The organism is Microbacterium galbinum, from assembly GCF_023091225.1.
Classification (GTDB): Bacteria; Actinomycetota; Actinomycetes; order Actinomycetales; family Microbacteriaceae; genus Microbacterium; species Microbacterium galbinum.
In genome coordinates this window covers 490804-515211 of sequence record NZ_JAHWXM010000002.1, presented here as the reverse complement: position 1 = coordinate 515211, position 24408 = coordinate 490804, and the positions used below count along the sequence as shown (strand labels likewise).

The window sequence follows — 24408 nt, the reverse complement described above, 5'->3', positions numbered from 1 at the left end:
TCACACCTCCTGCAGCATCCCCTCGCCGTCGATCTCGAGAGTGAGATCGAGAGCGAGACGGGAGAGGAAGGCGTCGTCGTGGCTCACGACCAGCACGGCGCCGCGGTACGCCGTCAGCGCGTCGACGAGCTGGTCGACCGTGTCGAGGTCGAGGTTGTTCGTCGGCTCGTCGAGCACCACGAGCTGCGGCGCGGGATCCGCCAGCAGCAGCGTCGCCAGCGCGACGCGGAAGCGCTCGCCTCCCGACAGGGCCCCCACCGGCCGGTCGGCCGTCGCGCCGCGGATGAGGAAGCGTGCGAGCCGATTGCGCAACTCCTTCTCGGGCACGTGCGGAGCGGCCGCGGTGATGTTCTCGAACACGGTGAGCGTCCCGTCGAGGCCGTCGACCCGCTGCGGCAGGTAGCCGATGTGATCGACGTGCGCGGCGGCAACCGCCCGTCCGTCCTCCGACGCGGCCCCGGCGACCAGGCGCTCCAGCAGGGTCGTCTTGCCTGCACCGTTGCGCCCGATCAGCGCGACCCGCTCGGGGCCCTGCACGACCCACGACCTCTCCGCATCGGCGATCGTGGCGATGCGGCGGCTGCGCGAGACCTGCGGGTCGGGCAGCTCGATCTTCATCGACGCCTCGGAGCGCACGCGGCGCCCCGCCTCGTCGAGGGCGGCGCGCGCGGCATCCTCCTTCGCCCCGACCTCGGTGCGAAGCTTGCCGGCCGACACCTCCGCGGCCATCTTCCGGCCGTGCGCGATGATCTTCGGCACGCGTTTCTCGATCTCGGCCTTGCGGGCCGTGCGCGCACGGTGCGCGAGCTTGGTCTCGGCCTCGATGCGCTGGCGCTTCTCCTTGCGCACGACCTGGGCGGCATCGCGCTCGGCCTGTCGCGCGGCATCCTGCTCGGCGTCCAGCCACGCGCGCCATTCGGAGTACGGTCCACCGAACACGCTCAGCGTGCGGCCGAACAGTTCGGCGGTGTCGTCCATCCTGTCGAGCAGCGAGACGTCATGGCTGACGACGATGAGCGTGCCCTTCCACGAGGTCACCATCGCGGCGAGCTTCGCGCGGGCGTCGCGGTCGAGGTTGTTGGTGGGTTCGTCGAGGAGCGTGATCGGGGCGCGCCGCAGACGGATGCCGGCGATCGCCACGAGCACCGCCTCACCGCCCGAGAGCTCCCCGACGCGACGGTCGAGGAACTCGGGCGAGAGACCGGCCTCGGCGAGGGATGCCGCGGCTCGCGCCTCGATGTCCCAGTCGTCGCCGACCGCGTCGAAGTGGGCGGGGTCGACGTCGCCGGCCGCGATCGCGCGGACGGCATCGAGCGCCGCCGTGACCCCGAGCAGGTCGGCGACGCGTCGTTCGACGGCGAGCGTGAGCTGCTGCGGCAGGTACGCGACGTCACCGGTGGTGGTCACCGTGCCCGCCGTCGGGTCGAGTTCGCCGGCGATGAGGCGGAGCAGGGTGGACTTTCCGGCGCCGTTGCGGCCGACGAGGCCGGTGCGACCCGCGCCGAAGGCGCCCGACACGGAATCGAGGGCGGTGGAGCCGTCGGGCCAGGCGAAGGTGAGGCGGTCGAGCGTGACCGATGCGTGAAGGGTGGGGGTTGACACGGTGTGTCTCCTGTCGAGTGCGAGGGTGCACTGACACCGGGCCTGCACGGCGGGTCTCCTGCGCGGCGCCGTCGAAGGCGGGAGGAGAGCGGCCGGGTGGAGTCGGCGATCGTCGGGTCAGCGCGCGGAAAGAGGAGCGCGGCGGCGACGGATCAGATCAAAGGACTTCCAGACACGGCGGACAGGACGTGACGACGATACCCCCGGCGGATGCCGTCGTGCAACCCGGGCGTGTCGCGCCGGAGCGCCGTGACCGAGGGCCGCGCGGGTCACTCGCCGGCGATGCCCTCGAGCCAGAGCGCGAGGAACTGGTGCACGTCGCCGAGCTCCTCCTCGGAGATGCTGTGCGTGAGCCCGGTGTATACCCTGCCGGAGAGCGTGGAGTGGTCGGGGAGCCACAGCGAGGTGTGCGTGATGAGCGCCTCGGGGATCACGTCGTCGGCCGATCCGCGGCCCCAGAACACCGACGGACGCAGGTCGCGCAGGGCCTCGTCGCCGGGCAGGTCGCCCGGGGTGGCGTACCCGCTCAGGGCGACGACCGCGCCGAGCCGCTCAGGGGCGAGGCGCAGCGTCTGGAGGGCGACGGCCGCGCCCTGCGAGAAGCCGAGGAGTGCCACCGACGACGCGTCGGTGGCGACGGCGTCGAGCCAGCGGAGGAACGCGCGGGCGGCGACCGTGACGTCTTCGGGCCGACGACCGTTCAGACCCTCGATGGGGTACCAGGACCGGCCCGGCATCGGGAACGGAGGGGCGAGGGGGGCAGCGACGGATGCCACGGCGATGTCCGCGGGCAGATACGGGGCCAGGCCGATGAGGTCGTGCTCGTCGGCGCCGTAGCCGTGCAGCAGCACCAGCAGCGGCTTGCCCGTGCGGTCGCCCGGCACCCACCGGGTCGCGGCGTCGTCGATCGTCAACTCCTCGCTCATGCCGTCCATCCTGCCAGGGGTCGCCGACACCGGCCCGGCCCCCGGCACGGCATGGCCATAGGGGAAGTCGGATGCTGCTGGTAGAAAGGACACATGGCGGTGCGCACACCTGATCCCGACCCCGAGCCCGACGACGACGGCCTCGGCGGCTTCGGCGACGGTGCACCCCAGCCCCCTGCGCCCGACGCGAACCCCGGGTGGCTGAGCGACGTCGAGCTCGAGGAGGCGCGCCGGCACCTGCCGATGCTCTACGTCGAGGCGATCCCGGTGCGCACCGACGGATCCGGCCAGGTGAGCGAGATCGGCATCCTGCTCCGCTCGACGCCCCTGGGTGAGATGACGCGCACGATCGTCTCGGGCCGCGTGCGCTTCGGCGAGACCATCCGCGACGCGCTGTTCCGCCACGTCGAGAACGACCTCGGTCCGATGGCGTTCCCGCTGCTCCCACCCCAGCCCTTGCCGTTCACGGTGGCCGAGTACTTCCCGATCCCCGGCGTGAGCGCCTATCACGACGACCGGCAGCACGCCGTGTCGCTCGCCTTCGTGGTGCCGGTCACCGGTACCTGCGAACCCCGTCAGGATGCCCTCGAGGTCACCTGGTTCTCGCCCGAGGCCGCCGGCTCAGACGCGGTCTGGTCGGAGATGGAGGGCGGCCGCGGCACGCTCATCCGGCAGGCGCTCGCGAGCCTCGGCCTGCTGCGCTGAGCGCGCCGGCGGCACATCGCATTCTGCATATGGCCTTCGAGGCCTCTGCCGGTGTATCTATGTCATAGGCGATCTGCTCCGAGAGAGCCGTGTTCGGCGTGATACTCGATCGCGTCCCGTCCCTCCGAGAGGATGCCCATGGCGATCCCCCTGCGCCCGCGCTTCGGTCGATCCGTTGCTGTCACGGTCGCCGCTGTCATGCTGGCGTCGATGCTGATCGCGGTGGCAACGCCCGCAGCTTCGGCCCAGATCGCAGGAGCGACGGTGGCCGCGACCGAGCCGGCGTTCGCCTCCTTCGCGGATCGTCTCCCGCGGGCGGCCATCGCCGCGGCCGAGCGCGCGGCTCAGCCGACGGAACCCGTCGAGGGTGTTCCCGAGACGGGCGTCGTCGCCGGGACGGTAACGTTCCCCGCAGCCGTCGCCCTGGCGAGTGGGAGCACGTACGTCGTCGCGTACTCGCCGGGATCCGACGTGGCCTCACCGCTCGCGGCGGCCCCGGTCGGTGACACGGGGAGCTATTCCCTGCAGGTGCCCGTGGGCGAGGTCCTGCTCGCCGTCGTCTCGCGGGGACGTGCGGTCTTCGACCGCTGGGGTGTCGACTCGACGACTCCGGACGGCGCTGCGACCGTCGTCGTGGACTCGGCGGGTCTGGCGTACGACGTGGCTCTCACCGCGTCGGCGCTCGTCTCGGGATCGGTGACGGTCCCCGCCGGTGTCGATCTGCGGGGGAGGCGCATCGCCGTGGCCGTCTACCCCGGTTCCGGGACGGGCACAGTTGCGACCTCGGCGGACTACGTCTCCGACACCGGCACGTTCGCCGTCGGCGGGCTGCCGGCCGGGGATTACCGTGTCGCGTTCGTATCGGCGGTGACGGGGGCGTCGTCCGAATGGTGGAACGACGCACCGGGAATCGCCCAGGCGGAACGCATCGTTCTGGGAGCAGCGACCGTCCGTACGGGGATCACTGCGAAGCTCGAGAGTCTGCGTCTGATGGAGGCGGCGACGCCGACGATCACCGGATCCCCGACGGTCGGGCAGAAGCTCAGCGCATCGACCGGGTCGTGGACGTCCGGGGCCGCGCTCACGTATCAGTGGCTGGCGAACGGAGTCGCGATCTCGAAGGCCACCGCGGCGACCTTCGTCGTCCCCGCGTCGCTGGTCGGCAAGAAGATCTCGGTGCAGGTCGTGGGACGCAAGGCCACGTATCTCGTGACGACGCGGACATCGGTGGCGACATCCGCCGTCGTCCAGCCGATGACGGCTCCCGTGCCCAAGGTCTCGGGTTCGGCGATCGTCGGGCAGACGCTCACCGCGGCGGCCGGCACCTGGACGGCGGGAGCGAAGCTGACGTACCAGTGGTACGTCAGTGGGGTCGCGGTGCCGAAGGCGACGACGACGGCCTTCAAGATCCCGGCGACAGCAGCGGGCAAGACCATCACGGTCGTCGTGACCGGCACGAAGGCCGGGTTCGCTACAGCGGCGAAGCGTTCCGTCCCGACGTCCGCCGTGCTCGCGGTTCTCGCGGCCCCGACGCCGACACTGAGCGGCTCCGCCGTCGTGGGAAACCGCCTCACCGCCGCCGCCGGTGCCTGGACCGCCGGCACCCGCATCGCCTACGCGTGGTACCTCGACGGGAAGGCCATCGCGAACGCGACGGGCTCCACGCTCTCCGTGACGGCGGGCATGGTCGGCAAGCGCGTCACAGTACGGGTGACCGGAGCGAAGAGCGGCTACGTCACGGCGCAGCGGACGTCCACGGCATCCGCTGCGGTGACGTACCCGAACCGGACCACACCCGTCTCGTCGTGGGACTGCCCGTCGTGGGCGCCGATCAAGGGCAACGCCAGCTCGCACATCTATCACGTGCCATCCGGTGCCTACTACTCGAAGACGAAGCCCGAGGAGTGCTTCCGGACCGAGGCTGCGGCAGTGAAGGCCGGGTATCGCAAGTCGAAGCGATGAGCGCGCCGGCCGAGGCTCCGCGCGGCCTCAGGCCGTGAGGCGCGCGAGCTCGGCGACGAACGCGTCGACGTCGTCCTCGTGGGTGTCGAAGCTGCACATCCAGCGCACCTCGTTGCGCGCGGCATCCCAGTCGTAGAAGCGGAACGATTCGCGCAGCGCGTCGGCGACGCCGTCGGGCAGAGTCGCGAACACGCCGTTCGACTGGGTCGGCTGCGTGAAGGCGACGCCGGTGATCGAACCCGATGCGATGCCCTGCTCGATCTCGCCGCGGAGGCGGGCGGCCATGGCGTTCGCGTGACGCGCGTTGCGCAGCCACAGGTCGCCCTCGAGCAGAGCGATCAACTGCGCCGACACGAAGCGCATCTTCGACGAGAGCTGCATGTTGAACTTGCGCGAGTAGACCAGCCCGTCGGATGCCTCGGGGTTCAGCACCACGACGGCCTCGCCGAGCATGGCGCCGTTCTTGGTGCCGCCGAAGCTGAGCACGTCGACGCCGGCATCCGTGGTGAAGGCCGCGAGCGGCAGATCGAGGGCGGCGGCGGCGTTCGAGAGGCGAGCGCCGTCGAGGTGCAGCTTCATGCCGCGCTCGTGCGCGTGATCGGCGATCGTACGGATCTCGTCGGCGGTGTAGAGGGTGCCGAGCTCGGTCGACTGGGTGATCGAGACCACCAGCGGCTGCGCGCGGTGCTCGTCGCCCCAGCCCCAGGCTTCGCGGTCGATGAGCTCGGGGGTGAGCTTGCCGTCGTCGGTGGGCACCGTGAGCAGCTTGAATCCGCCGATCTTCTCGGGGGCACCGCCCTCGTCGACGTTGATGTGCGCGGTCGTGGCCGCGATCACCGCACCCCAGCGGGGGAGCATCGACTGCAGGCCCGTGACGTTCGCGCCCGTGCCGTTGAAGACGGGGAAGGCCTCGGCGCGCTCGCCGAAGTGGGAGCGAACGACCTCCTGCAGGCGCGCGGTGTACGCGTCGCTGCCGTAGGCGCCCTGGTGGCCGTCGTTGGCGGTCGCGATCGCGGCGAGCACCTCGGGGTGGATGCCGGAGTAGTTGTCACTGGCGAAGCCCCGGATCGCGGGGTCGTGCTGAATGGTCACCGACCCAGCCTATTCGCCCGAACCCGTATCGGATGTCGGTGGTCCTGAGTACCCTCGAACCCATGCAGCGGACCGCAGCGAACCGGGCGTTCCTCAACGTCCTCGTCAATACGCTGATCGCCAACGTGACGACCAGCTTCCTCTGGTTCGCGCTCACTTTCTGGGTCTACATCGAGACGCAGTCGGTGCTCGCGACCGGCGTCATCGGCGGCGCGTACATGCTGTTCGTCGCGTTCTTCGCGATGATGTTCGGAACGATCGTCGATCGGCACCGCAAGCACGCGGTCATGGTGCTCTCGAGCGTGATCTCGGCCGTGGCCTTCCTCGTCGCCGGAGTGCTCTACCTGTCGCAGCCCGAGGCGGCCCTGCTCGACCTGGGCGGCCCGTGGTTCTGGCTGTTCTCGGGTGTGATCCTGTTCGGCGGGGTGATCGAGCAGCTGCGCAACATCGCGCTCTCGACCACCGTCACCCTGCTCGTGCCCGAAGAGAAGCGGGCCAACGCCAACGGCCTCGTCGGCACGGTGCAGGGCATCGCCTTCCTCGTCACGAGCGTCTTCTCGGGGCTCTCGATCGGGTTCCTCGGCATGGGCTGGACCCTCGCGATCGCGATCGCCGCGATGGCGGTCACCTTCGCGCATCTGCTCTTCATCCGCATCCCCGAGAGCGAGCCGCAGGCCGACCCCGACGCCCAGAGCGCGGTCGACTTCCGCGGCAGCGTGCGCGCGATCCGGCAGGCTCCCGGGCTGTTCGCGCTCATCATCTTCTCGACCTTCAACAACCTCATCGGCGGCGTCTACATGGCGCTCATGGACCCCTACGGGCTCACGCTGTTCGACGCGCAGACGTGGGGCTTCGCCCTGGCCTTCGCGTCGACCGGCTTCCTCATCGGCGGCGGCCTGGTGGCCAAGTTCGGCCTGGGCAAGAAGCCGATGCGCACCATGCTGCTCGTCGTGATCGCGATGGGGCTGCTCGGAGCGGTGTTCATGCTGCGCGAGTGGTGGTGGCTGTACGTGCTCGGCATGTGGGTCTACATGGCGCTCGTGCCGCCGGTCGAGGCGGCCGAGCAGACCGTGATCCAGAAGGTCGTGCCGTTCGAACGCCAGGGCCGGGTCTTCGGCGTCGCGGCGGCGATGGAGGCGGCGGCCGCACCCATCACGGCGTTCCTGATTGCGCCTCTCGCCGAGTTCCTCATCATCCCCTACATGGACGGCCGTGAGGGTCAGCAGCAGTGGGGCTGGCTGCTCGGCGAAGGAGAGGCCCGAGGCATCGCCCTGATCTGTCTGTTCGCCGGGCTCATCATGGTGGTCGCGGCGACGCTCGCGTTCTTCACGAAGTCGTACCGCAAGCTCACGGTGCTCTACGCCGAGGCGCCCGAGCAGAGCATTCCGGGCGAGGGCGAGGGCGCGTCGGTCGACGATGCCCCGCCGGTCGTCCCGGGAGCATCGCAGCTCTAGCCGCCACGCTCCCGATCGCGAACCCCGCTCACTCCAGGTCGATGACCCGGTCGTTCAGCTCGGCGGCATCCGCATCCCAGAAACCGACGATGCGCGGTGCCAGCGACTCGGGGTCGAGCGCCTTCGCGCGGAACACGACGGATGCCGCGCGCAGCGGCTCTCCCGCATCCCGAGCCGTCTTGGCGAACCCCTGTGCGACGGCGCGCGTCCACGCCTCGCTCGCGGCCTTGACCGCGGCGTAGTTCGCCCCGCCGGCGAGCGGTCGCGCGACGGCCGTCGACGACACGATCGCGAAGCGTCCGGCATCCGATGCCCGCAGCGCCCCGTCGAACGCGCGGCTCGTCGCACGCACGGCGTCGAGTGAGGGCAGCAGCGCCGTGAAGTCCTCGTCGCTCTGACCGGCGAGGCCGCCGCCCCCACGCCACCCGCCCACGAGGGGCACGACGGCGTCGACCGCGAGGCCGTCGGACGCGAGTCGCTCCGCCAGCGCGATCATGTCATCGAGCGAGGTCGCATCGGCGACGTCGGTCCGTGCTCCGGCATCCGCCAGCGGCTGCAGACGGTCGGCGGAGCGTCCGGTCGCGACGACGCGCATGCCCGCCGTGATCAGCGCGCGGGTCACGGCGAGGCCGGAGGTGCTCGTGGCCCCCGCGAGAACGATGGTCTTCATATGCGAGACTCCGGCCCGGCCGTGGATGCGATCAGTCGTCGGTGCCGCGGATTCCCACGGTCGACTCGATCACGGTCTTCATCTTCTTGTCGAGCGCCTCGAAGAACATCGACAGCGGGAACTCGTCGTCGAGCACCGCGTCGGTGTAGCCCTTGGGGGCCCCCGCGAGGATCTCGTCCGACAGTCCGCGCGCCCAGGCGGACGCCGGATGCGGGGTCAGCACCGAGCGGACGAGGTCGTAGGCGGCCAGCCAGTGCGCCGTCTTCGGACGGTCGATCGAATGCCAGTACAGGTCGTCGATCGCGTCGCCGAGCGCGACGACCGCGTCGGGCACGCCCTCCCAGTCGAACGCGAGCGCCGTGTCGGTCCAGTGCAGCACTCCGCGCTGGTGCAGCCACGCGAACAGCAGCTGTCCGCCGAGGCCGTCGTAGTTGCGCACGCGCGAACCCGTGATCGCGAAGCGGAAGATGCGGTCGAAGATCACCGCGTACTGCACCAGAGGTGCATGCTCGAGCATCTCGCGCTCGGAGTCGGTGAGATCCTCGCCGGCCTCGCTGCGCGCGGTGAGCGTGCGCTCGATCTTGACCGACTCGCGGAACGCGGTCAGGTCGCAGCGCATCTCTTCGAGCGAGTAGAGGAAGAACGGCATCCGCTGCTTGATCATGAACGGATCGAACGGCAGGTCGCCGCGCATGTGGGTGCGGTCGTGGATGATGTCCCACATCACGAACACCCGCTCGGTGAGCGCCTGGTCGTCGAGCATCTCGGCGGCGCGTTCGGGCAGATCGAGCTTGGTGATCTCGGATGCCGCGCGCGTGACGCGGCGGTAGCGGGCGGCCTCGCGGTCCTGGAAGATCGCGCCCCACGTGAACGAGGGGATCTCGCGCATCGCGACGGTCTCGGGGAACAGTACGGCCGAGTTCGTGTCGTACCCGGGCGTGAAGTCGACCAGACGCAGCGAGACGAACAGCTTGTTGCCGTAGTCGCCGGCCTCGAGGGCGCCGATGAACTCCGGCCAGATCGTCTCGACGATCAGGGCCTCGACGAGGCGGTCGCTCGAACCGTTCTGCGTGTACATCGGGAAGACGACCAGGTGGCGGATGCCGTCGACGCGGTGCTCCTGCGGCTGGAACGCCACGAGCGAGTCGAGGAAGTCCGGAACGCCGAAGTCCTCCGCGGCCCAGCGGTCGAAGTCGACCACGGAGGCCGCGAGGTAGGCGGCGTCATGGGGGAAGGCGGGCGCGAGGGCGCGAATGCCGGCGGTGATCGCGGCGACGAGCTCGCGGGCCGTCGCGTGGTGCGCGGCGTCGGGGATCGATCCGTCCTTGATCTGCATCTCGCGGATCGCGATCGCGGCGTCCTTGAGCTGTGCCCAGGCGGCGGAGGACTCGGCGGTCGATGCATCCTCGACGACCTCGGGTTCGCCGACGATGGCCTGAACAGCGGAACTGTTGGCGGAAATGATGGACATCGGGACCTCCGATCGGAGAAATAGACGGAAACTTTCCTGTGCAAACGGGAAGCTAACGATATTCTTACACGCATGGATGACTCTGTCGACCGCGCGATCCTTGCCGAGATCTCCCGCGACGGGCGTGCCACGCTCTCGCAACTGTCGGATGCCGTGGGGCTGTCGGTCTCGGCCGTGCAGTCGCGTCTGCGCCGCCTCGAGACGCGGGGCATGATCACCGGCTACCGGGCGCTGCTCGACCCGGAGAAGGTGGGCACGCCGCTCTCGGCGTTCATCGAGATCACCCCGCTCGACCCCGCACAGCCCGACATCGCCCCCGAGCAGCTCGAGCACCTGGATGCGATCGAGGCGTGCCACTCGATCGCCGGCGACGCGAGCTACATGCTGTTCGTGCGCGTGGCCTCGCCCCGGGCGCTCGAGGAGCTCGTGCGCGACATCCGGCTCGCGGCATCCGTGAACACCCGCACGACCGTGGTGCTGCAGACCTATTATGAGCATCGACCGATCATCCCGATCGCGCACGACTGACCCCCTGAAGGAGACACCGATGTCGTTCCAGGCCTACCTCGACAAGGTCGAGACCCAGACGGGTCTCACCCCCCGGCAGTTCATCGCGCTCGCGAAGGAGCAGGGTTTCGACGACACGACGAAGTCGACCGTCGTGCTGAACTGGCTCAAGGAGACCTACGGTCTCGGCCACGGGCACGCCCAGGCGATGGTGCACGTGATCCTCAAGGGGCCGAAGATCAGCTCCACGCACGTCGGCAAGGGCGGAGCACACGGCGACAAGAGCGACGAGCTGTGGCTCGACGGCAAGGACTCGAACCCGAATCCCTGACCCGAATCCCCGACCCGCCGTCGCCCCCGGGGCGTCATGGGCTCGCACAGTAGGATTCCTCCGTGGCAGCATCCTCGAAGCGCAAGACCTCCGCGACCCGCAAGACCAACCCGGCCCGCGTGAGCGGCAACCCGGCGAAGCGGGCGAGCGGCGACCCCGCCCGCCAGGCCGTGATCGAGGCCGGGCCCGTCACGCTCGGCGACTGGATCGGCGCCGCGCGTCTGCGCACGCTGCCCCTCGCGATCGCGCCGGTGCTCATCGGCACGGGAGCCGCGCGCAGCACGGGCCCCGAGTTCCACTGGGTGATCGCCCTCGCGTGCCTCGCGGTCGCGGTGCTGCTGCAGATCGGCGTCAACTTCACCAACGACTACAGCGACGGCGTGCGGGGGACGGATGCCGTGCGCGTCGGTCCCACGCGTCTCACCGCTTCAGGTCGCGTGAAGCCGCGCACCGTGCTCATCATCGGGCTGGTGTTCTTCGCGCTCGCCGCCGCGGTGGGCGTCGCGATCGTGGTGCGCACGGAGCAGTGGTGGATGCTGGCCGTCGGCGCCGCATGCATCGTCGCCGCCTGGTTCTACACCGGCGGCAAGCGCCCCTACGGCTACGCCGGTCTGGGCGAGGTGTTCGTATTCGTCTTCTTCGGGCTCGTCGCGACCCTCGGCACGACCTGGGTGCAGATCTTCGACCTGCCGCAGCAGGCGTGGCTCGGGGCGATCGCCGCGGGACTGTTCGCCTGCGCGGTGCTGCTCGCCAACAACCTGCGCGACATCGACCAGGATCGCGTCGTCGGCAAGCGCACGCTCACGGTGCTCATCGGGCGCCGCGCGACGCAGGTGCTGTTCACGCTGTTCGTGCTCGCGCCGTTCGCGATCGCGATCCTGCTGGCGTTGCTCTTCCCGATCGCCTGGCTCTCGCTGCTCGCCCTGCTCGCGGGGCTCCCGGCGATCCTGATCGTCTGGACCTACCGCCAGCCCAAGGAACTCGTCATCGCTCTCGCGCTGACCTCGCTCACGTCGCTGCTGTACGCCGGCGCCCTGTTCTGGGCGTTCATCGGCTGAGCCGGCCGAGCCCGGTTGACCCGGCACAGCCCGGCAGAGCCCGGCTGTCTCCCGCGGTTACTTCTCGTCGCGGGTTTCGTCGGCGCGCGTCTCGCTCTCGCCGTCGACCACCGCGTCCTCCGCGTCGGCATCCTCCTGGCCGGTCGACGCGCGCGCCTCGCGGCGCTCGACGATCGCCGCCGACGCCTCGGTGAGCGGGCGGCGCAGGAACAGCATCGAGATGCTCGTGCCGATCAGCGCGGCGAAGATCGCGGCGAGCCACCAGAACTCCCGGAAGATTGGGAAGAAGAACCAGAGGATCGCGAGCGGGACGAGGAACGCCAGCAGCCGCAGCACGGAGTAGACGAAGAAAGGTGCAGGCTTCACCCGACAAGTCTACGAGCGTTCTCGGGGCGGACTTCTCGGCCGACCCTCACAGCCCGATACGGGCGAAGGGGATGCCGCGCACGACCCGGTGCCGGGGATGCTCGCCGAGCGTCCACAGCATCCGCTCGTCCGGATCGAGCGCGAGGTCCTCGCACCCGGCGGGCAGGGGCAAGGAGTGCCGGGTCAGGGCATCGCGCGTGCCGGTCCACAGCCTGCCGGGGGTCTTCAGCGCCGACTGCGACACGAGGATCCGGTCACCCCACCGCACCGCACCCTGCATGCGGGGGATGCCGGGCGCGAACCGCTCGTGAGCGACGAAGTCGTCATCGGTGCCCTCCGGGATCGTGAACTCGCCGATGCGTCCCTCGTCGTCGCGGCGGTACTCGCCGATCAGCACCCGCCGCAGCGGTGCGCCGTCGGCGTCGAACGCGCGCCCGAGGAACGAGCAGCGCAGATCGACCGGATGCACGCGCGTGCGCACGGCGACCAGTGCGGAGCGCGGCCACCATCGGCCGGCGATCCCGCGCACACGCCGGGCGACCGGGCCGTGCACGCGGCGGATGTCGGACAGGTCGAACTCCCAGATGCCCCGTCCCGTCGCCGCGGCGAACAGCCGATCGCCGAACCAGGCCAGCCCGCCCGTGTGGATCTGCGCGGGCTGGAGGTCGCCCGCATCGTCCTCGATCGCGAGCGCGATGTCGATATGCCTCGCCCGCTCGGTGTCGATCAGCACGACGCGCGAGGCGAGATGATGGCCGGTCCGATCCTGGCGGAACCAACTGACGGCGAGCGTGCGGCGCCCCTCGCGTTCGCCGATGTCGATCCCCTGCGGATACCAGCGGGTCGTCCAGGCGCGCGCAGAGAGCCATCGCAGATCATGGGTGTCATGGCGTCGTCGCAGCATCCGTCGACCGTTCGACCCGCGTGAGAAGAGCATCGCTCCATCGTCGCCGATGCGCGCGGCCCCGCCTACCAGGACACCCCGCGTTCACCCGCGCGTCGCCGGGCGGCAAGGAACGCCTGAGACGATTCCCGACCGACCGACCATCACCGGGAGTCCCGTGCGCAGTCCGCTCGTCACCGTCATCCTTCCCGCGAAGGACGCCGGCGCCTACATCGCGACCACGCTCGAGAGCCTGACGCGTCAGTTCGACGATGCGGCGGCGCTGAAGCTCGTGGCGATCGACGACGGATCCGGCGACGACACCGGCGCCCTCATGCGCCGGTACGCCGATCGGTTTCCGCACGCCGAGGTCATCCGCAACGACTCGGCCCGCGGGCTCGCGAGCGCGCGCAACCAGGGACTCGCGCACGTCGAGGGCGACGCCTTCTGCTTCCTCGACGGCGACGACTGGATGCAGCCGCAGCGGCTCGCCGTGCTCGCGCGTCGGCTGCGGGAGCTGGATGCCGACTTCCTGCGCACCGATCACGTGACGGTGACGGATGCCGATCGGGCACTCGTGCGCGCTCCGCATCCGTGGCGGGAGGCCGTCGTCGCCGCCCGCGACGCCATCCTGCCGGCGACCGAGACCACGATGGTCGATTACCCGTTCGCCTGGGCGGGCATCTTCGACCGCCGGATCATCGATCGGGGACTCGCCGCCTTCCCCGAGGGGCTGCACACCGCCGAGGACCGCCCCTGGATCTGGCGACTGCATCTGTCGGACTCCTCGTTCGCGGTGGTCGACGCCCCCGCGCTCCTGTACCGCCGCGGGGTGTCGACCTCGCTCACGCAGGTGCGCGACCGGCGGCAGCTCGACTTCGCCCGCGCGATGGCCGAGGCCGTCGCGATCGTCGAGGCGGATGCCGAGGCCGCACGATTCCTGCCGAAGATCACCTTCTCCTCCCTGGCGCTCAGCTCGCACCACCTCGTGCGAGCCCGGCGGATGCCGCGCGCACTGCGCGGGGAGATGCGTGCGGGGATCGTCGAGCTGCTGCGGGCGCTGCCCCACGCCGAGGTGCGGGCCGCCGTGCGCGGACTCTCGGGACCGCGGCGCCGAGTGCTCGCGCGGGTGCTGCGACGGGCGGGGCACGGCTCATGACCCGGATCTTCGCGCTGCACAGCGCCTACGGGCTCGCGACCGTCGCCGCGGCGATCGACGAGGGGCTCCTGGAGCCGCGTCCCGGTGGAGCGGGCGGCGACCGGGTGCTGGTGCCGTTCGTCTCGGCGCGGGTGCCCGAGCTCGTGACCGGGATCGCCGCAGACCCGGCGCTCGCCGCGATGCGGACTCGCTTCGACCGGATCGAGGACCTCGACGCGCTGCTCGGCCCGCTGCATCCGAGCGGATGGGAGCCGGAACCTGCCGACCTGCCCTTGCTCGAGCGCCTGTTCACCCAGGCGTGGAACCTCGACGCCGATGATCTCGAGCTGTTCGTGCAGAGCCCGCAGGTCGCGCCGGCGCGCACGCTGATGTCGCTGTTCCCGCGCGCGAAGATCACGATCGTGGGCGACGGCCTCATGACGTACTCGCCGATGCGGGTGCCCCTCGACCACGCCGTGCGCAGCCGCATCATCCGGGTGCTGCACGCCGACGTCGTGCCGGGGGTCGCGCCTCTCGCAGGCGGCCCGGTCGCGGCATCCGTTCCCGTGCCCGTCGCCGCGTTCGGACGCGTGCTCGACGAGACCGATCTCGGGGAGCCCCTCCTCGACACGGCGGGGCATCCGCTCGACGACGGCGCCTCCACCGCGATCGTGCTCGGACAGTACCTCTCGGCGCTTGGACTGCTGACCCCGCGCGAGGAGATCGCCTTGCAGCGCGAGCTGATCGACCGGGCGGCTGCCGCCGGACCCGCCCGCATCGTCTTCAAACCGCATCCGGCGGCGCCGCCGCTGCAGACGGATGTCGTGCGCGAACGCGCCCTCTCGCACGGCGTGGAGTTCGCCGTCTACCGAGGGCCGCTCGCCGCCGAGCAGCTCGCCCGCCGCGTCGATGCGCGTGCGGTGGTCGCGGCGTTCTCGACCGCGCTGCCCACCGTGCAGGCTCTGCGCGGCACGACGATCGCCTCGGCGGGGGCGTCGATGCTGCTGCGGCGCCTGCGCCCGTACGAGAACAGCAACCGGGTACCGCTCGCGATCGTCGACGCGCTCACCCGGGAGGATTCCCCGTACGTCGATCCTGCGCGTCTGCAGCTGCTCGTCGATGCGGTGGGCTACGCCATGCAACCTGAGATCGCCGGGCACCTGCGCGATCGCGCGGAACTGCTGCTGCGCGATCTGACGCCGGGGGAACGCGAGCGGTACTTCTCGCCCGAGCGGCTGCGCGACCTTCGTCTGCCCGGGGCGCCGGCCGAGAGTGCTGCGCGGCGGATGCTGCGCTCGGCCGGAGGCACCGGGCGTATGGAGGAGCTGCGGTTGACGGCGATCGGGGCGCGACGGCGTGCGGGCCGGGCCTGGCGAGTGATTCGAGGACGATGACATGAGCGATGACTTGAGCGATGACATGAGTGATGCGACCGACGGGCTGACCGTCGCGATCATCCCCGCGCGCGGCGGATCGAAGGGCGTGCCGCGCAAGAACCTGCGAACCGTCGGGGGAGTGCCGCTGGTCGTGCGGGCGATCCGGGCCGCGCGCGACGCCGCGGGCATCGACCTCGTCGTCGTCTCGACCGATGACGACGAGATCGCCGCCGTGAGTGCGGCGGCGGGCGCGCGGGTGGTCCGTCGACCCGCGGAGATATCCGGCGACACGGCGTCGTCGGAGAGCGCGATCCTGCACGCGGTCGACGAGATCGAAGCCGCGGGGGAGCGGGTCGGAATCATCGCGTTCGTGCAGGCCACCTCGCCGTTCCTCCCGAGCGCGGCGCTCGCCGGAGCCGTCGCCGAGGTGCAGGCAGATCGCGCCGACAGCGTGTTCTCGGCGCACGAGACCTACGGCTTCCTCTGGCGCCGCGGCAGCGCATCACAGGTCGACCAGGCCACGGCCATCAACCACGAGGCCGCGCACCGCCCGCGCCGCCAGGACCGCGAGCCCCACTACCTCGAGACCGGCGCGTTCTACGTCTTCCGTGCGGAGGCTTTCCGCACGAGCCGGCACCGTTTCTTCGGCCGGATCCGCATCGCCGAGGTGCCGGAGTGGACGGCGATCGAGATCGACGATGCGCAGCAGCTCCGCATCGCCGACGCGCTCGCCGCGGTGCACGATCGGGCAGGCGAAGCCCCCGGGCGCATCGACGTGCGCGCCGTGGTCACCGACTTCGACGGCGTGCACACCGACGACACCGCGATCATCGACGCCGACGGCGGGGAGCGCGTGCGGGTGAGCAGGGAGGACGGCATGGGCGTCGCACTGCTCCGGCGCGCCGGCATCCCGATGCTGATCCTCTCGACCGAGCAGAACCCCGTCGTCCGCGCCCGGGCCGAGAAGCTGCGGGTGCCGGTGCTGCACGGCATCGACGACAAGGAGCAGGCGCTGCGCGCGTGGGCCGCGGACGCCGGTATCCGCCTCGACGACATCGCCTACCTCGGCAACGACGTCAACGACCTGCCCGCGATGCGCATCGTCGGGTGGCCGGTCGCGGTGGCGAACGCGCACCCGCGCGTGCTCGCCGCAGCGCGCGTCGTGCTCACCCGCACCGGGGGGAACGGCGCCGTGCGCGAGCTCGTCGAACGGGTGTTGCCCGACTGACCGGTGCCGGTAACCCGGGAGTCGTCGGGTGTTCACCCCCGAGGCGTAGCCAGGAGGGGCGGGGGTTTTCCGCATCGCTCGACCACCGGAGGAACCATGACTGTCAGCATCGGATCGCGCGTGATCGGCGGCGGTCGCCCCGCCTACGTCATCGCCGAGATCGGCCTGAACCACAACGGCGACGTCGACATCGCGAAGCGTCTCATCGACGTCGCGGCCAGGGCCGGTGCCGACGCCGTGAAGTTCCAGAAGCGCACCCCGGAGATCTCCACCCCCGCGCACATGCGCGACGTGCCGCGCGAGACGCCCTGGGGCACCATGAGCTACCTCGACTACCGCCGCCGCGTCGAGTTCGGACGCGACGAATACATCGCGATCGGCGACCACGCCACGATGCTCGGCCTCGACTGGTTCGCCTCGCCGTGGGACGTGCCGAGCGTCGCCTTCCTCGAAGACCTGGGCGTGGTCGCGCACAAGGTCGCCTCGGCGAGCCTGACCGACACCGAGCTGCTCCTCGCCCTGCGCGAGACCGGCAAGCCCGTCATCCTCTCGACCGGCATGTCGACGATCGAGCAGATCGATCGCGCGCTCGACACGCTCGGCACCGACCGCGTCGTGCTCATGCACGCCACCTCCACGTACCCGCTCGAGCCCGAGGAGGCGAACCTGCGGGCGATCGCCACGCTCCGCGACCGCTACGCCGGGATCCCCGTCGGCTACTCCGGCCACGAGCGCGGCCTGCAGATCTCGCTCGCCGCCGTCGCGATCGGGGCCGTCGCCGTCGAGCGCCACATCACCCTCGACCGCACGATGTGGGGTTCCGACCACGCGGCCTCCCTCGAGCCGACCGGCCTCGAGCACCTCGTCCGCGACATCCGCGTGATCGAGAAGGCCCTCGGCGACGGCGTCAAGCGCGTCTTCGACAGCGAGCTCGCCCCCATGGCGAAGCTGCGCCGCGTTCCCGCATGACCGACCTGCGCCCCGGGGAGGGCGGAGGGCTGAAGGCCGTCGCGATCGCCGATGCCGACTCCTTCGTGAAGTGGTCGGCCTCGCTGCTCGCGGCGGTGCCCGGCATCCGTCCGCAGCTGCTGCTCGTGCGCACCCCGCTCACCGCGAGCGCGGCCCAGCAGCGCACGGCTCTCGCGGGCACCGGCATCCGTGAGTCCGATGTCGCGCGCATCGCCTTCCACGAGGCCGAGGCCTGGCTCACCCGGCACGAGCCCGACGTCGTCGTGCTCGCCGGGCGCGGCCCTTTCGTGCGCCTGATGGGGCGCGTGATCGACGCGCTGCCCCAGCGTCCCGTCACCGTCTCGGGCCTGCCGGGGATGGCGATCCCCGCGCAGCGCGGCGCCCTCGACTACCGGCGCCACACCGACCTGCTGGTCGTGCACTCGCACCGCGAGCAGCGGGCCTTCGCCGAGCTCGGTCGTCGCATCGGTGTGCAGATCCCCATGGCCCTGGCGACGCTGCCGTTCGCGCGCGGACGGGAGCGGATGCTGGCGGCCGATCGCGCGCGGGTGCTCGCCGCCGGAGCGGCGGGGGTGTCGGGAGTGGCGGGCGTCGCGGTCGCCGAACGCCCGCAGCCTGCCGAGGCCGTCGCTCACCGCCCACCGGCGACCGACGTCGTGTTCGCGGCTCAGGCGATGGTTCCCGCGGAGCGCGCCGAGCGCGAGAAGATCGCCGAGATGCTCATCCGCGCCGCCGAGGTCGACCCTACCCGGCGCATCGTGGTGAAGCTGCGCTCGCGGCCGGGGGAAGCCGAGACGCACCTCGAACGCGACTCGTACCCCGAGCTGCTCGCGGGCCGGATGCCGTCGAACCTCGTCGTCTCGTACGCGTCCATGGCCGAGGCGCTCTCGACGGCCGCGGGTCTCGTCACCGTGAGCTCCACCGCCGCGATCGAGGCCGTCGCACAGGGTGTGCCCGTGATCGCGCTCGACTCCTACGGGGTCAGCAAGCCGCTCCTCAACACGGTGTTCGTGGGCAGCGGTCTGCTCGGCGGCGGGCGCGAGGTGGTGGGCGGCCGGTTCCGTCAGCCGCACCCCGACTGGCTGCGTGACAACTACTTCCACCCCTCGAAGGAGTCGACGTGGTGGGAGCGCGTCGAGGAGCTCGTGGCACTGCGCCGGGCGGGCGGGCTTCCGGCCCGGCGGGTGCCCGCACCTCGCGGGCGTCGGCTGCACGAGGCGTGGCATCGGGCCAGCGTGCTCGGTCGCGAGGACCGGTCGGTCAGCGGGGCGGTCGCACTGGCGATCGGTGTGCCGGCGACCCGCCTGATCTCAGCGCTGCGCCGGGGGCGCACGCAGGGCGGCGGGCGCACCTGGGCGGATGCCTCGACCGACTACACGCTCGAGCCGAGCCCGTTGCGCGACTCCATCCGGCGCTGACGTCGTGCCTTGATGACGTCATACGAAGTAGTCGAGTGTCACTTCGAGGAATGTCCTCGCTTTGACGATCACGGCCGGGTAACGTCAGTGCCATCGCGGCGATCCGGGCGGTCCCGGGCCTCAGCTCATATCTGATGGCGTTGCGGGTTCGACTCCCGCCGTCGCGTCCACTTCTCCCGACGAGACCCGGGCGTCACCCGAGCCGCTCGTCCAACCAGTCGAACATACGCTGCGCCGTGATCGTGCGGCCGAGCGGCTGGCAATGCCCGTCGGCGCCCTCCGCCTCGGTGAAGCGCACGACCGTCGACACGCCGGGTGTCAGGGCGGCGAGCCGGTCGGCCTGGCCGGGCCAGAACTGCTCGTTCTCGGGGGAGAGGAGCAGCAGCGGGGTCGTGATCTCGGCGGCGATGTCGGCGACCGAGTACTGACGCACGGCCTGGATCGTCTCGCCGTAGCCTCGCGTGCCGTAGGGGCGTGCGCGGAAGCGCCAGGTGCGCGCGGTCTCGGGGGAGAGCTTGAGACCGAGCTCCATCTCGCGGTCGAACTTCTCGACCTGCCCCTCGTCGAGCAGCTTCAGCAGCCCGTGCGGGAGGTGCCCGGTCCACGAGGTCGAGACGTCGACGAGCCCGGGGTCGGTGATCGCAGCGGCGAAACGGTCCTCGAAGGCGAGGGCGCGCGCCACCCAGTAGCTGCCCTGGCTGATGCCGTAGACCGCGATGCGCATCGCATCCACGCCGTCGAGGCGGGCGACCGTGTCGAAGACCGGGGTGAGCACGTGCTCCCAGTCGGGGCGGAACGGCACGTCCTTCTCGAAGAGCTCCGACTGCTGGCCGGGACCGTCGAAGACGAGCACGTTGTATCCGCGGCGCAGAGCGGGCGCGACGACGGCCGCGTAGAGGGAGGCGCGCGAGCCGTCGCTGCCGTTGACGGCCACCAGCGTCGGGGGCGTCGCGCCCTCCGGTACCGGCGCGGGGCGGAAGAACCATCCGGGCAGGGTCCCGCCGCCGCACGGGATCGTGACGTCGTCGACCACGGTCGAGGTGTGCGTCACGAATCCGCGCCAGGCGGCCTCCTGCTTCGCGAACGTCGGTGCCATCGCATCCGGGTCGGCGAGTGCGCTCGCCGCATTGACCGCGACCCCGTAGTACGCCGAGGCGCGCAGGTAGGCGGATGCCGCGCTCACCGGGTGCCCCGCCTCCGCGCTCGCGGATGCCGTGGCGACCGTGCGGTCGGCCAGACCCTTCCAGGCGTCGAACCAGGCCTCGTGCTCGCCGTTGCGGATGCCGGCGACGGCGGCGAGGACCTCGCCCGGTTCTGCAGCGCCCTCCACGCTCGCGCCGAGGGCGCTGCGGATCTCGAAGTCGAAGTCGGCGCTCTCGGAGAACGCGCGGATGTGGGCGGCGTGGTGCGTCATGCGGGACTCCCTTCCGTTTCCACTATCGAGGGTCGTGCGCCGAGCCCACAAGGCGCTGCTCGACCCGGCCCCATCCGTGCTCGAGTACGACGAACCCGGCGTCGAGGGTGGCGAGCTGGTCGTCGCTGTCGGTGATGAGCAGCTGCAGCTGCAGCACGAAACGTGCGTAGACGCGGATCTCGGGCGTCGGGGCGTCGAGGCCGAGCTCGTCGGCGATCGCATCGGCCAGCGCGTCCTCGTGGCGCAGCCACATCTTGGCGGCGTAGTCGCGCAGCGCCGGGGTCTCGTTGAGGAATCGCAGGAAGATGCGCGCGACGTCCTCGCCGTGCTCGTCGAGGTTCGCGCCGATCTCGGCGGCGTAGAAGTCGCGGATCGCGCGGTTGATCGTGCTGCCGTCCGCACGGTCGCGCACGGCGCCCACGAGACGGTCGCGCTGCTCGTCGTCTTCGTCGAAGACGAGCGCCTCCTTCTGCGGGAAGTGCGCGAAGACGGTGGTGGGCGAGACATCGGCCGCGTCGGCGATCTCGCGGATGCTGACGTCGTCGAATCCGCGTTCGAGGAACATCATCGTCGCGACATCCGAGATGTTCTTGCGGGTCGCCGCCTTCTTGCGCTCCCGCCGGCCGAGGGGGTTCGTTCCGGTCATGCCTCCACCCTATCGCGAACTCGATACAAAACTGGCTTGACACCAAAACTGGTATGGATACACTTTCGGTATGACTTCACCTTCTCTCCTCTCCGCGCGCTCCACGAACCGCGCCTGGATCATGCTCATCGTCCTGACGATGCTCACCGTCATCGGCATGACGGTCGTCCTTCCCGTGCTCCCCTTCGTCGTGTTGCAGTACGTGTCGCACGAGAGCGACCTCGCCATCTGGGTCGGGGTGCTCGAGGCGATCAACGGTCTGTGCGCCTTCCTCGTCGCCCCGTTCCTCGGACGCCTCTCCGACCGCTTCGGTCGGCGGCCCGTCATCATCGCCGCCGCCTTCGGAGCCGCGCTCTCGATGGCGCTGTTCGGGATCGGCGGCGCGCTGTGGGTGCTCGTGCTCGCGCGCGTCATCCAGGGGCTGACCGCCGGCGATCTGCCCGCGCTCTTCGCCTACCTCGCCGACATCACCCCGCCCGAGAAGCGCGCGCAGCGCTTCGGCCTGCTCGGTGCCCTCTCCGGCATCGGCATGATGGTGGGCCCGGCCGTCGGCGGGCTCCTCGCCGCCATCAGCCTGCAGCTGCCCGTCTTCGTGACCGCCGCCGTCGGCCTGACGATCGCGATCCTCAGCATCTTCCTGCTGCCCGAGAGCCTCGCGCCCGAGAACCGCATCGCCCGCATCGCGGCCCGCGACGTGCAACCGTTCGCCGTGTTCCGCAACGCCTTCGCCCGCCGCGAGCTGCGCGGACTCCTCATCGGCTTCGCGCTGCTCGCCCTGCCGTTCGGGTTCTTCGTCAACAACTTCAGCGTGCTCGCCCTCGACTCGATCCAGTGGGGACCCACGCAGATCGGGCTGCTCACCGCGGGCGTCGGCATCATCGACATCCTCATCCAGGGCGTGCTGCTCGGCATCCTGCTGCCCCGTATCGGCGAGCGCGGCGTGATCGTCAGCGGAATCGTCGCCCAGGCGATCGGTCTTGCCGGGCTCGCGATCGTCGCGTCCGTGCTCGCGCAGCCGTGGGTGTTCATCGTCGGTGCGCTGATGCTCGCCGCAGGCCAGGGCGCCGCGACCGCCGCGATGGACGGCGCGATGTCGAACGCCGTCGGCGACGACGAGCAGGGCTGGCTGGGCGGTGTGACGCAGTCGCTCAACGCCGCGATGGGCACGGTCGCCCCGCTCATCGCCGCCGCGCTCTACGCCGGCATCAGCCACGCCGCGCCCTACTGGCTGGGCGTCGCCCTGATGGTCGTCGCCGCGATCGTCGTCGGCCGCGCGCACATCGTCAACACCGCGAAGAAGGAGGAGCGCGGCGCGCTCGGCGAGCAGACCGACGAGCAGGATGCCGCGGCCCCCGCGCCGATCGCGGGATGACGCCGATCGGGGGATGATGGATGCCATGTCCACCTCAGCTCGCCCCGGCCTCCGGGTCTCGTCGGGTCTCACGATCCCCGAGTCCGAGCTGTCGTGGCGGTTCTCGCGCTCCTCGGGGCCGGGCGGGCAGGGCGTGAACACGGCGGACTCCCGCGTGGAACTGGTGTGGGATGCCGCGAACTCCCCGCAGCTCTCCCCGGTGCAGCGGGAGCGGATCCTCGAGAGGCTGGCCGGCCGGCTGGTGAACGGCGTGCTCACGATCGCGGCATCCGAACACCGGGCGCAGCTGCGAAACCGCGAGGCGGCGCGGGAGCGGCTGGTCGCGCTCGTCGCCGAGGCGATCCGGACGCCTGCGCCGCCCCGTCGCCCGACGAAGCCCAGTCGTGGATCGAAGGAGCGGCGGCTGAAGGCCAAGCAGCGCCGCACCGATGTGAAGCAGCTGCGTCAGCGGCCGCGCGACGTCTGACCCGTCCACAGCTGTCGGCGGGTGCGCGCGGTCTCTGCGATGATGGTCGCTGGCCCGCTCAGGGGGAGCGGTTCCGACCTTGGAAGCGAGACATGACCGACGAGAACCACGCCGTCCTGCCGCCTCAACCGCCCATCGAATACACGTCGATCAGTGGTCGCCGCTACTGGGCGCTGCTGTTCCTGATGTACATCCCTTACTTCGGGGTGATCGTCGCCATCATCGTCGCGATCGTGCAGCGGTTGTCGGCGATGCACGTGCACCATCCGATCGTGCGCGAGAATGCGCGCTGGGCGGCGAACTGGGCCATCAGTTACGCCTTCTACCTCATCGCTCTCATCGCGATCTTCCTCGCGGTCGCCGCTCCGCTGAACGCGCTGCGCTACCAGGAGGACTATCCAGGCGGTGAGGCCCTCAACTTCAGTGTGTGGCTGATTCTGGTCGGCTCGTTCATCGCACTGGTGATCTACTGCCTCGTCACGATCATCCGCGGCACCGTGGTCTCGGAGCGGGTCGTTCACCGCCCCGCTCTGGCGATCCCGTTCTTGCGCGCCTAGGTTGTCAGCCCGCGGAGTCTGATCCGTCCGCAGCCGTCCGCGGGTCCGCGTGCTGTCTGCGATGATGGTCGCTGGCCCGCTCAGGGGGAGCGCGGTTCCGACCTTGGGAGTGACAGATGACCGAAGAGAACGACGCCGTCCAGCCGCCCGAACCTCCCGCCGCGCCTCAGCCGCCGGCGGGCTACCAGCCGCCCGCCGGATACTCGCTCCCGGCGCAGCCGCCGTACGGTCAGGCCCCGGCGCCGTACCCGGGGCAGCCCGCGTACGCCCAGGCGTCCGCACCCTACGGCCAGGCTCCGACCGGCTATCCGGCCCCCGGCTATCCGGCCCCCGGCTACCCGACCCCCGGGTACGCCCCCTACGGCTACCCGCCGATCAGCGGTCGTCGCTATTGGGCGCTGCTGTTCCTCGTGTACATCCCGTACGTCGGTGCGATCGTCGCCGCGATCGTCGGGATCGTGCAGCGGTCGTCCGCGATGCGCTCGCCGCATCCGATCGTGCGTGAGAACGCGCGCTGGGCGGCGAACTGGGCGCTCAGCTACGTGCTCTACCTCATCGTGCTCTTCGTCCTCCTCATCACGATCGGTGTCGGGACGGCGCGGCCGCGCTCGTACGACGAGTACGGCTACAGCGACGGCGGCGAACCCTCGGGCTGGATCGCCGTCCCGGGGTTGCTCATCATCGGAATCGGGATCTACTGCCTGGTCACCCTCATCCGCGGCACGGTGATCTCCGAGCGGGTCGTGCACCGGCCCGCCCTGGCGATCCCGTTCTTCCGCGCCTGATCCGCGGAAGCG

At 70.7% G+C, this 24408-nt stretch carries 24 protein-coding genes and 1 tRNA gene; 16 read left to right on the top strand and 9 right to left on the bottom strand.

The annotated features are described in order from the left end of the window. Nucleotides 1-1602, bottom strand: coding sequence for an ABC-F family ATP-binding cassette domain-containing protein (locus KZC52_RS16590; protein ID WP_247625228.1), 1602 nt, complete (start codon nucleotides 1600-1602; stop codon nucleotides 1-3). A 269-nt stretch (nucleotides 1603-1871) separates the two neighbouring features. Beyond that, nucleotides 1872-2528 carry an alpha/beta hydrolase gene (locus KZC52_RS16585; RefSeq protein WP_247625227.1) on the bottom strand — a complete coding sequence of 219 codons (657 nt, stop codon included), beginning with the start codon at nucleotides 2526-2528 and terminating at the stop codon, nucleotides 1872-1874. Nucleotides 2529-2621: 93 nt separating this feature from the next. Here KZC52_RS16585 and KZC52_RS16580 point away from each other — a divergent pair, with 93 nt between their 5' ends. Then, nucleotides 2622-3233: a DUF4916 domain-containing protein gene (locus tag KZC52_RS16580; RefSeq protein WP_247625226.1), complete on the top strand. Its 612-nt coding sequence runs from the start codon at nucleotides 2622-2624 to the stop codon at nucleotides 3231-3233. A gap of 138 nt (nucleotides 3234-3371) precedes the next feature. Next, nucleotides 3372-5195, top strand: a complete 1824-nt coding sequence (locus KZC52_RS16575) for a sunset domain-containing protein (RefSeq protein ID WP_247625225.1) — start codon at nucleotides 3372-3374, stop codon at nucleotides 5193-5195. Nucleotides 5196-5222: 27 nt separating this feature from the next. Here KZC52_RS16575 and KZC52_RS16570 read toward each other — a convergent pair whose 3' ends face one another. Next, complete coding sequence (locus KZC52_RS16570) at nucleotides 5223-6287, bottom strand: threonine aldolase family protein (RefSeq protein ID WP_247625224.1); 1065 nt, start codon at nucleotides 6285-6287, stop codon at nucleotides 5223-5225. A gap of 62 nt (nucleotides 6288-6349) precedes the next feature. On the opposite strand from KZC52_RS16570, the gene KZC52_RS16565 reads away from it, so the two are divergent. Next, nucleotides 6350-7741 carry an MFS transporter gene (locus tag KZC52_RS16565; RefSeq protein ID WP_247625223.1) on the top strand — a complete coding sequence of 464 codons (1392 nt, stop codon included), beginning with the start codon at nucleotides 6350-6352 and terminating at the stop codon, nucleotides 7739-7741. A gap of 28 nt (nucleotides 7742-7769) precedes the next feature. Here the strand turns inward: KZC52_RS16565 and KZC52_RS16560 are convergent, their stop codons facing one another. Beyond that, on the bottom strand, nucleotides 7770-8411 hold the full coding sequence (locus tag KZC52_RS16560) for an SDR family oxidoreductase (protein WP_247625222.1): 642 nt from the start codon (nucleotides 8409-8411) through the stop codon (nucleotides 7770-7772). Between the two features lie 31 nt (nucleotides 8412-8442). Next, nucleotides 8443-9882, bottom strand: a complete 1440-nt coding sequence (locus KZC52_RS16555) for a DUF6421 family protein (protein WP_247625221.1) — start codon at nucleotides 9880-9882, stop codon at nucleotides 8443-8445. Nucleotides 9883-9954: 72 nt separating this feature from the next. Between KZC52_RS16555 and KZC52_RS16550 the strand changes: the two genes are divergently transcribed. The 3 genes from KZC52_RS16550 to KZC52_RS16540 all read left to right on the top strand — a co-directional run bounded on the left by KZC52_RS16550 (nucleotide 9955) and on the right by KZC52_RS16540 (nucleotide 11778). Further along, nucleotides 9955-10410: an Lrp/AsnC family transcriptional regulator gene (locus tag KZC52_RS16550; protein WP_247625220.1), complete on the top strand. Its 456-nt coding sequence runs from the start codon at nucleotides 9955-9957 to the stop codon at nucleotides 10408-10410. Between the two features lie 19 nt (nucleotides 10411-10429). Beyond that, on the top strand, nucleotides 10430-10720 hold the full coding sequence (locus KZC52_RS16545) for a DUF4287 domain-containing protein (RefSeq protein WP_247625219.1): 291 nt from the start codon (nucleotides 10430-10432) through the stop codon (nucleotides 10718-10720). 62 nt (nucleotides 10721-10782) lie between these two features. Continuing rightward, nucleotides 10783-11778 (top strand): 1,4-dihydroxy-2-naphthoate polyprenyltransferase, encoded by a 996-nt coding sequence (locus KZC52_RS16540; RefSeq protein WP_372491589.1) that lies wholly within the window; start codon nucleotides 10783-10785, stop codon nucleotides 11776-11778. 57 nt (nucleotides 11779-11835) lie between these two features. On the opposite strand, the gene KZC52_RS16535 is transcribed toward KZC52_RS16540, so the two are convergent. Together KZC52_RS16535 and KZC52_RS16530 are read right to left on the bottom strand one after the other, a co-directional pair. Further along, nucleotides 11836-12144, bottom strand: a complete 309-nt coding sequence (locus tag KZC52_RS16535) for a DUF4229 domain-containing protein (RefSeq protein ID WP_247625218.1) — start codon at nucleotides 12142-12144, stop codon at nucleotides 11836-11838. Between the two features lie 46 nt (nucleotides 12145-12190). After that, a complete protein-coding gene (locus tag KZC52_RS16530) occupies nucleotides 12191-13081 on the bottom strand; it encodes a hypothetical protein (RefSeq protein WP_247625217.1) in 891 nt (296 codons plus the stop codon). 124 nt (nucleotides 13082-13205) lie between these two features. Between KZC52_RS16530 and KZC52_RS16525 the strand changes: the two genes are divergently transcribed. The 6 genes from KZC52_RS16525 to KZC52_RS16500 all read left to right on the top strand — a co-directional run bounded on the left by KZC52_RS16525 (nucleotide 13206) and on the right by KZC52_RS16500 (nucleotide 19326). Beyond that, nucleotides 13206-14186: a glycosyltransferase family 2 protein gene (locus KZC52_RS16525; RefSeq protein WP_247625216.1), complete on the top strand. Its 981-nt coding sequence runs from the start codon at nucleotides 13206-13208 to the stop codon at nucleotides 14184-14186. Further along, on the top strand, nucleotides 14183-15559 hold the full coding sequence (locus KZC52_RS16520; protein ID WP_247625215.1) for a polysialyltransferase family glycosyltransferase: 1377 nt from the start codon (nucleotides 14183-14185) through the stop codon (nucleotides 15557-15559). The genes KZC52_RS16525 and KZC52_RS16520 overlap by 4 nt, the downstream gene beginning before the upstream one ends. A 1-nt stretch (nucleotide 15560) precedes the next feature. Continuing rightward, on the top strand, nucleotides 15561-16769 hold the full coding sequence (locus tag KZC52_RS16515; RefSeq protein ID WP_247625214.1) for an acylneuraminate cytidylyltransferase: 1209 nt from the start codon (nucleotides 15561-15563) through the stop codon (nucleotides 16767-16769). A gap of 96 nt (nucleotides 16770-16865) precedes the next feature. After that, complete coding sequence (locus tag KZC52_RS16510; protein WP_247625213.1) at nucleotides 16866-17738, top strand: N-acetylneuraminate synthase family protein; 873 nt, start codon at nucleotides 16866-16868, stop codon at nucleotides 17736-17738. Then, nucleotides 17735-19156, top strand: a complete 1422-nt coding sequence (locus KZC52_RS16505) for a DUF6716 putative glycosyltransferase (RefSeq protein ID WP_247625212.1) — start codon at nucleotides 17735-17737, stop codon at nucleotides 19154-19156. The genes KZC52_RS16510 and KZC52_RS16505 overlap by 4 nt, the downstream gene beginning before the upstream one ends. Nucleotides 19157-19250: 94 nt before the next feature. Next, nucleotides 19251-19326: transfer RNA gene (locus tag KZC52_RS16500), tRNA-Met, on the top strand. A 23-nt stretch (nucleotides 19327-19349) separates the two neighbouring features. Here the strand turns inward: KZC52_RS16500 and KZC52_RS16495 are convergent. Both KZC52_RS16495 and KZC52_RS16490 read right to left on the bottom strand, forming a co-directional pair. Then, a complete protein-coding gene (locus KZC52_RS16495) occupies nucleotides 19350-20570 on the bottom strand; it encodes an alpha/beta hydrolase family protein (RefSeq protein ID WP_247625211.1) in 1221 nt (406 codons plus the stop codon). 22 nt (nucleotides 20571-20592) lie between these two features. Beyond that, nucleotides 20593-21216 (bottom strand): TetR/AcrR family transcriptional regulator, encoded by a 624-nt coding sequence (locus KZC52_RS16490; RefSeq protein ID WP_247625210.1) that lies wholly within the window; start codon nucleotides 21214-21216, stop codon nucleotides 20593-20595. Between the two features lie 70 nt (nucleotides 21217-21286). On the opposite strand from KZC52_RS16490, the gene KZC52_RS16485 reads away from it, so the two are divergent. The 4 genes from KZC52_RS16485 (at nucleotide 21287) to KZC52_RS16470 (ending at nucleotide 24396) form a co-directional block, all read left to right on the top strand. Next, entirely contained in the window at nucleotides 21287-22588 is a 1302-nt protein-coding gene (locus KZC52_RS16485) for an MFS transporter (RefSeq protein ID WP_247625209.1), read from the top strand. Nucleotides 22589-22613: 25 nt separating this feature from the next. Then, nucleotides 22614-23054 carry an alternative ribosome rescue aminoacyl-tRNA hydrolase ArfB gene (gene arfB / locus KZC52_RS16480; RefSeq protein ID WP_247625208.1) on the top strand — a complete coding sequence of 147 codons (441 nt, stop codon included), beginning with the start codon at nucleotides 22614-22616 and terminating at the stop codon, nucleotides 23052-23054. A 92-nt stretch (nucleotides 23055-23146) separates the two neighbouring features. Further along, on the top strand, nucleotides 23147-23611 hold the full coding sequence (locus KZC52_RS16475) for a hypothetical protein (RefSeq protein WP_247625207.1): 465 nt from the start codon (nucleotides 23147-23149) through the stop codon (nucleotides 23609-23611). A gap of 116 nt (nucleotides 23612-23727) precedes the next feature. Next, the gene (locus KZC52_RS16470; RefSeq protein WP_247625206.1) at nucleotides 23728-24396 is read left to right on the top strand and encodes a magnetosome magnetite crystal formation protein family; all 669 of its coding nucleotides are present in this window, start codon (nucleotides 23728-23730) and stop codon (nucleotides 24394-24396) included. Nucleotides 24397-24408 lie beyond the last annotated feature (12 nt).

Coding starts and splice junctions, on each gene's coding strand:
- KZC52_RS16585 (WP_247625227.1), bottom strand. CDS start 2,528: ATGAGCGAGGAGTTGACGATCGACGACGCCGCGACCCGGTGGGTGCCG.
- KZC52_RS16580 (WP_247625226.1), top strand. CDS start 2,622: ATGGCGGTGCGCACACCTGATCCCGACCCCGAGCCCGACGACGACGGC.
- KZC52_RS16575 (WP_247625225.1), top strand. CDS start 3,372: ATGGCGATCCCCCTGCGCCCGCGCTTCGGTCGATCCGTTGCTGTCACG.
- KZC52_RS16565 (WP_247625223.1), top strand. CDS start 6,350: ATGCAGCGGACCGCAGCGAACCGGGCGTTCCTCAACGTCCTCGTCAAT.
- KZC52_RS16560 (WP_247625222.1), bottom strand. CDS start 8,411: ATGAAGACCATCGTTCTCGCGGGGGCCACGAGCACCTCCGGCCTCGCC.
- KZC52_RS16555 (WP_247625221.1), bottom strand. CDS start 9,882: ATGTCCATCATTTCCGCCAACAGTTCCGCTGTTCAGGCCATCGTCGGC.
- KZC52_RS16550 (WP_247625220.1), top strand. CDS start 9,955: ATGGATGACTCTGTCGACCGCGCGATCCTTGCCGAGATCTCCCGCGAC.
- KZC52_RS16545 (WP_247625219.1), top strand. CDS start 10,430: ATGTCGTTCCAGGCCTACCTCGACAAGGTCGAGACCCAGACGGGTCTC.
- KZC52_RS16530 (WP_247625217.1), bottom strand. CDS start 13,081: ATGCTCTTCTCACGCGGGTCGAACGGTCGACGGATGCTGCGACGACGC.
- KZC52_RS16520 (WP_247625215.1), top strand. CDS start 14,183: ATGACCCGGATCTTCGCGCTGCACAGCGCCTACGGGCTCGCGACCGTC.
- KZC52_RS16515 (WP_247625214.1), top strand. CDS start 15,561: ATGAGCGATGACTTGAGCGATGACATGAGTGATGCGACCGACGGGCTG.
- KZC52_RS16510 (WP_247625213.1), top strand. CDS start 16,866: ATGACTGTCAGCATCGGATCGCGCGTGATCGGCGGCGGTCGCCCCGCC.
- KZC52_RS16505 (WP_247625212.1), top strand. CDS start 17,735: ATGACCGACCTGCGCCCCGGGGAGGGCGGAGGGCTGAAGGCCGTCGCG.
- KZC52_RS16495 (WP_247625211.1), bottom strand. CDS start 20,570: ATGACGCACCACGCCGCCCACATCCGCGCGTTCTCCGAGAGCGCCGAC.
- KZC52_RS16490 (WP_247625210.1), bottom strand. CDS start 21,216: ATGACCGGAACGAACCCCCTCGGCCGGCGGGAGCGCAAGAAGGCGGCG.
- KZC52_RS16485 (WP_247625209.1), top strand. CDS start 21,287: ATGACTTCACCTTCTCTCCTCTCCGCGCGCTCCACGAACCGCGCCTGG.
- arfB (WP_247625208.1), top strand. CDS start 22,614: ATGTCCACCTCAGCTCGCCCCGGCCTCCGGGTCTCGTCGGGTCTCACG.
- KZC52_RS16475 (WP_247625207.1), top strand. CDS start 23,147: ATGACCGACGAGAACCACGCCGTCCTGCCGCCTCAACCGCCCATCGAA.
- KZC52_RS16470 (WP_247625206.1), top strand. CDS start 23,728: ATGACCGAAGAGAACGACGCCGTCCAGCCGCCCGAACCTCCCGCCGCG.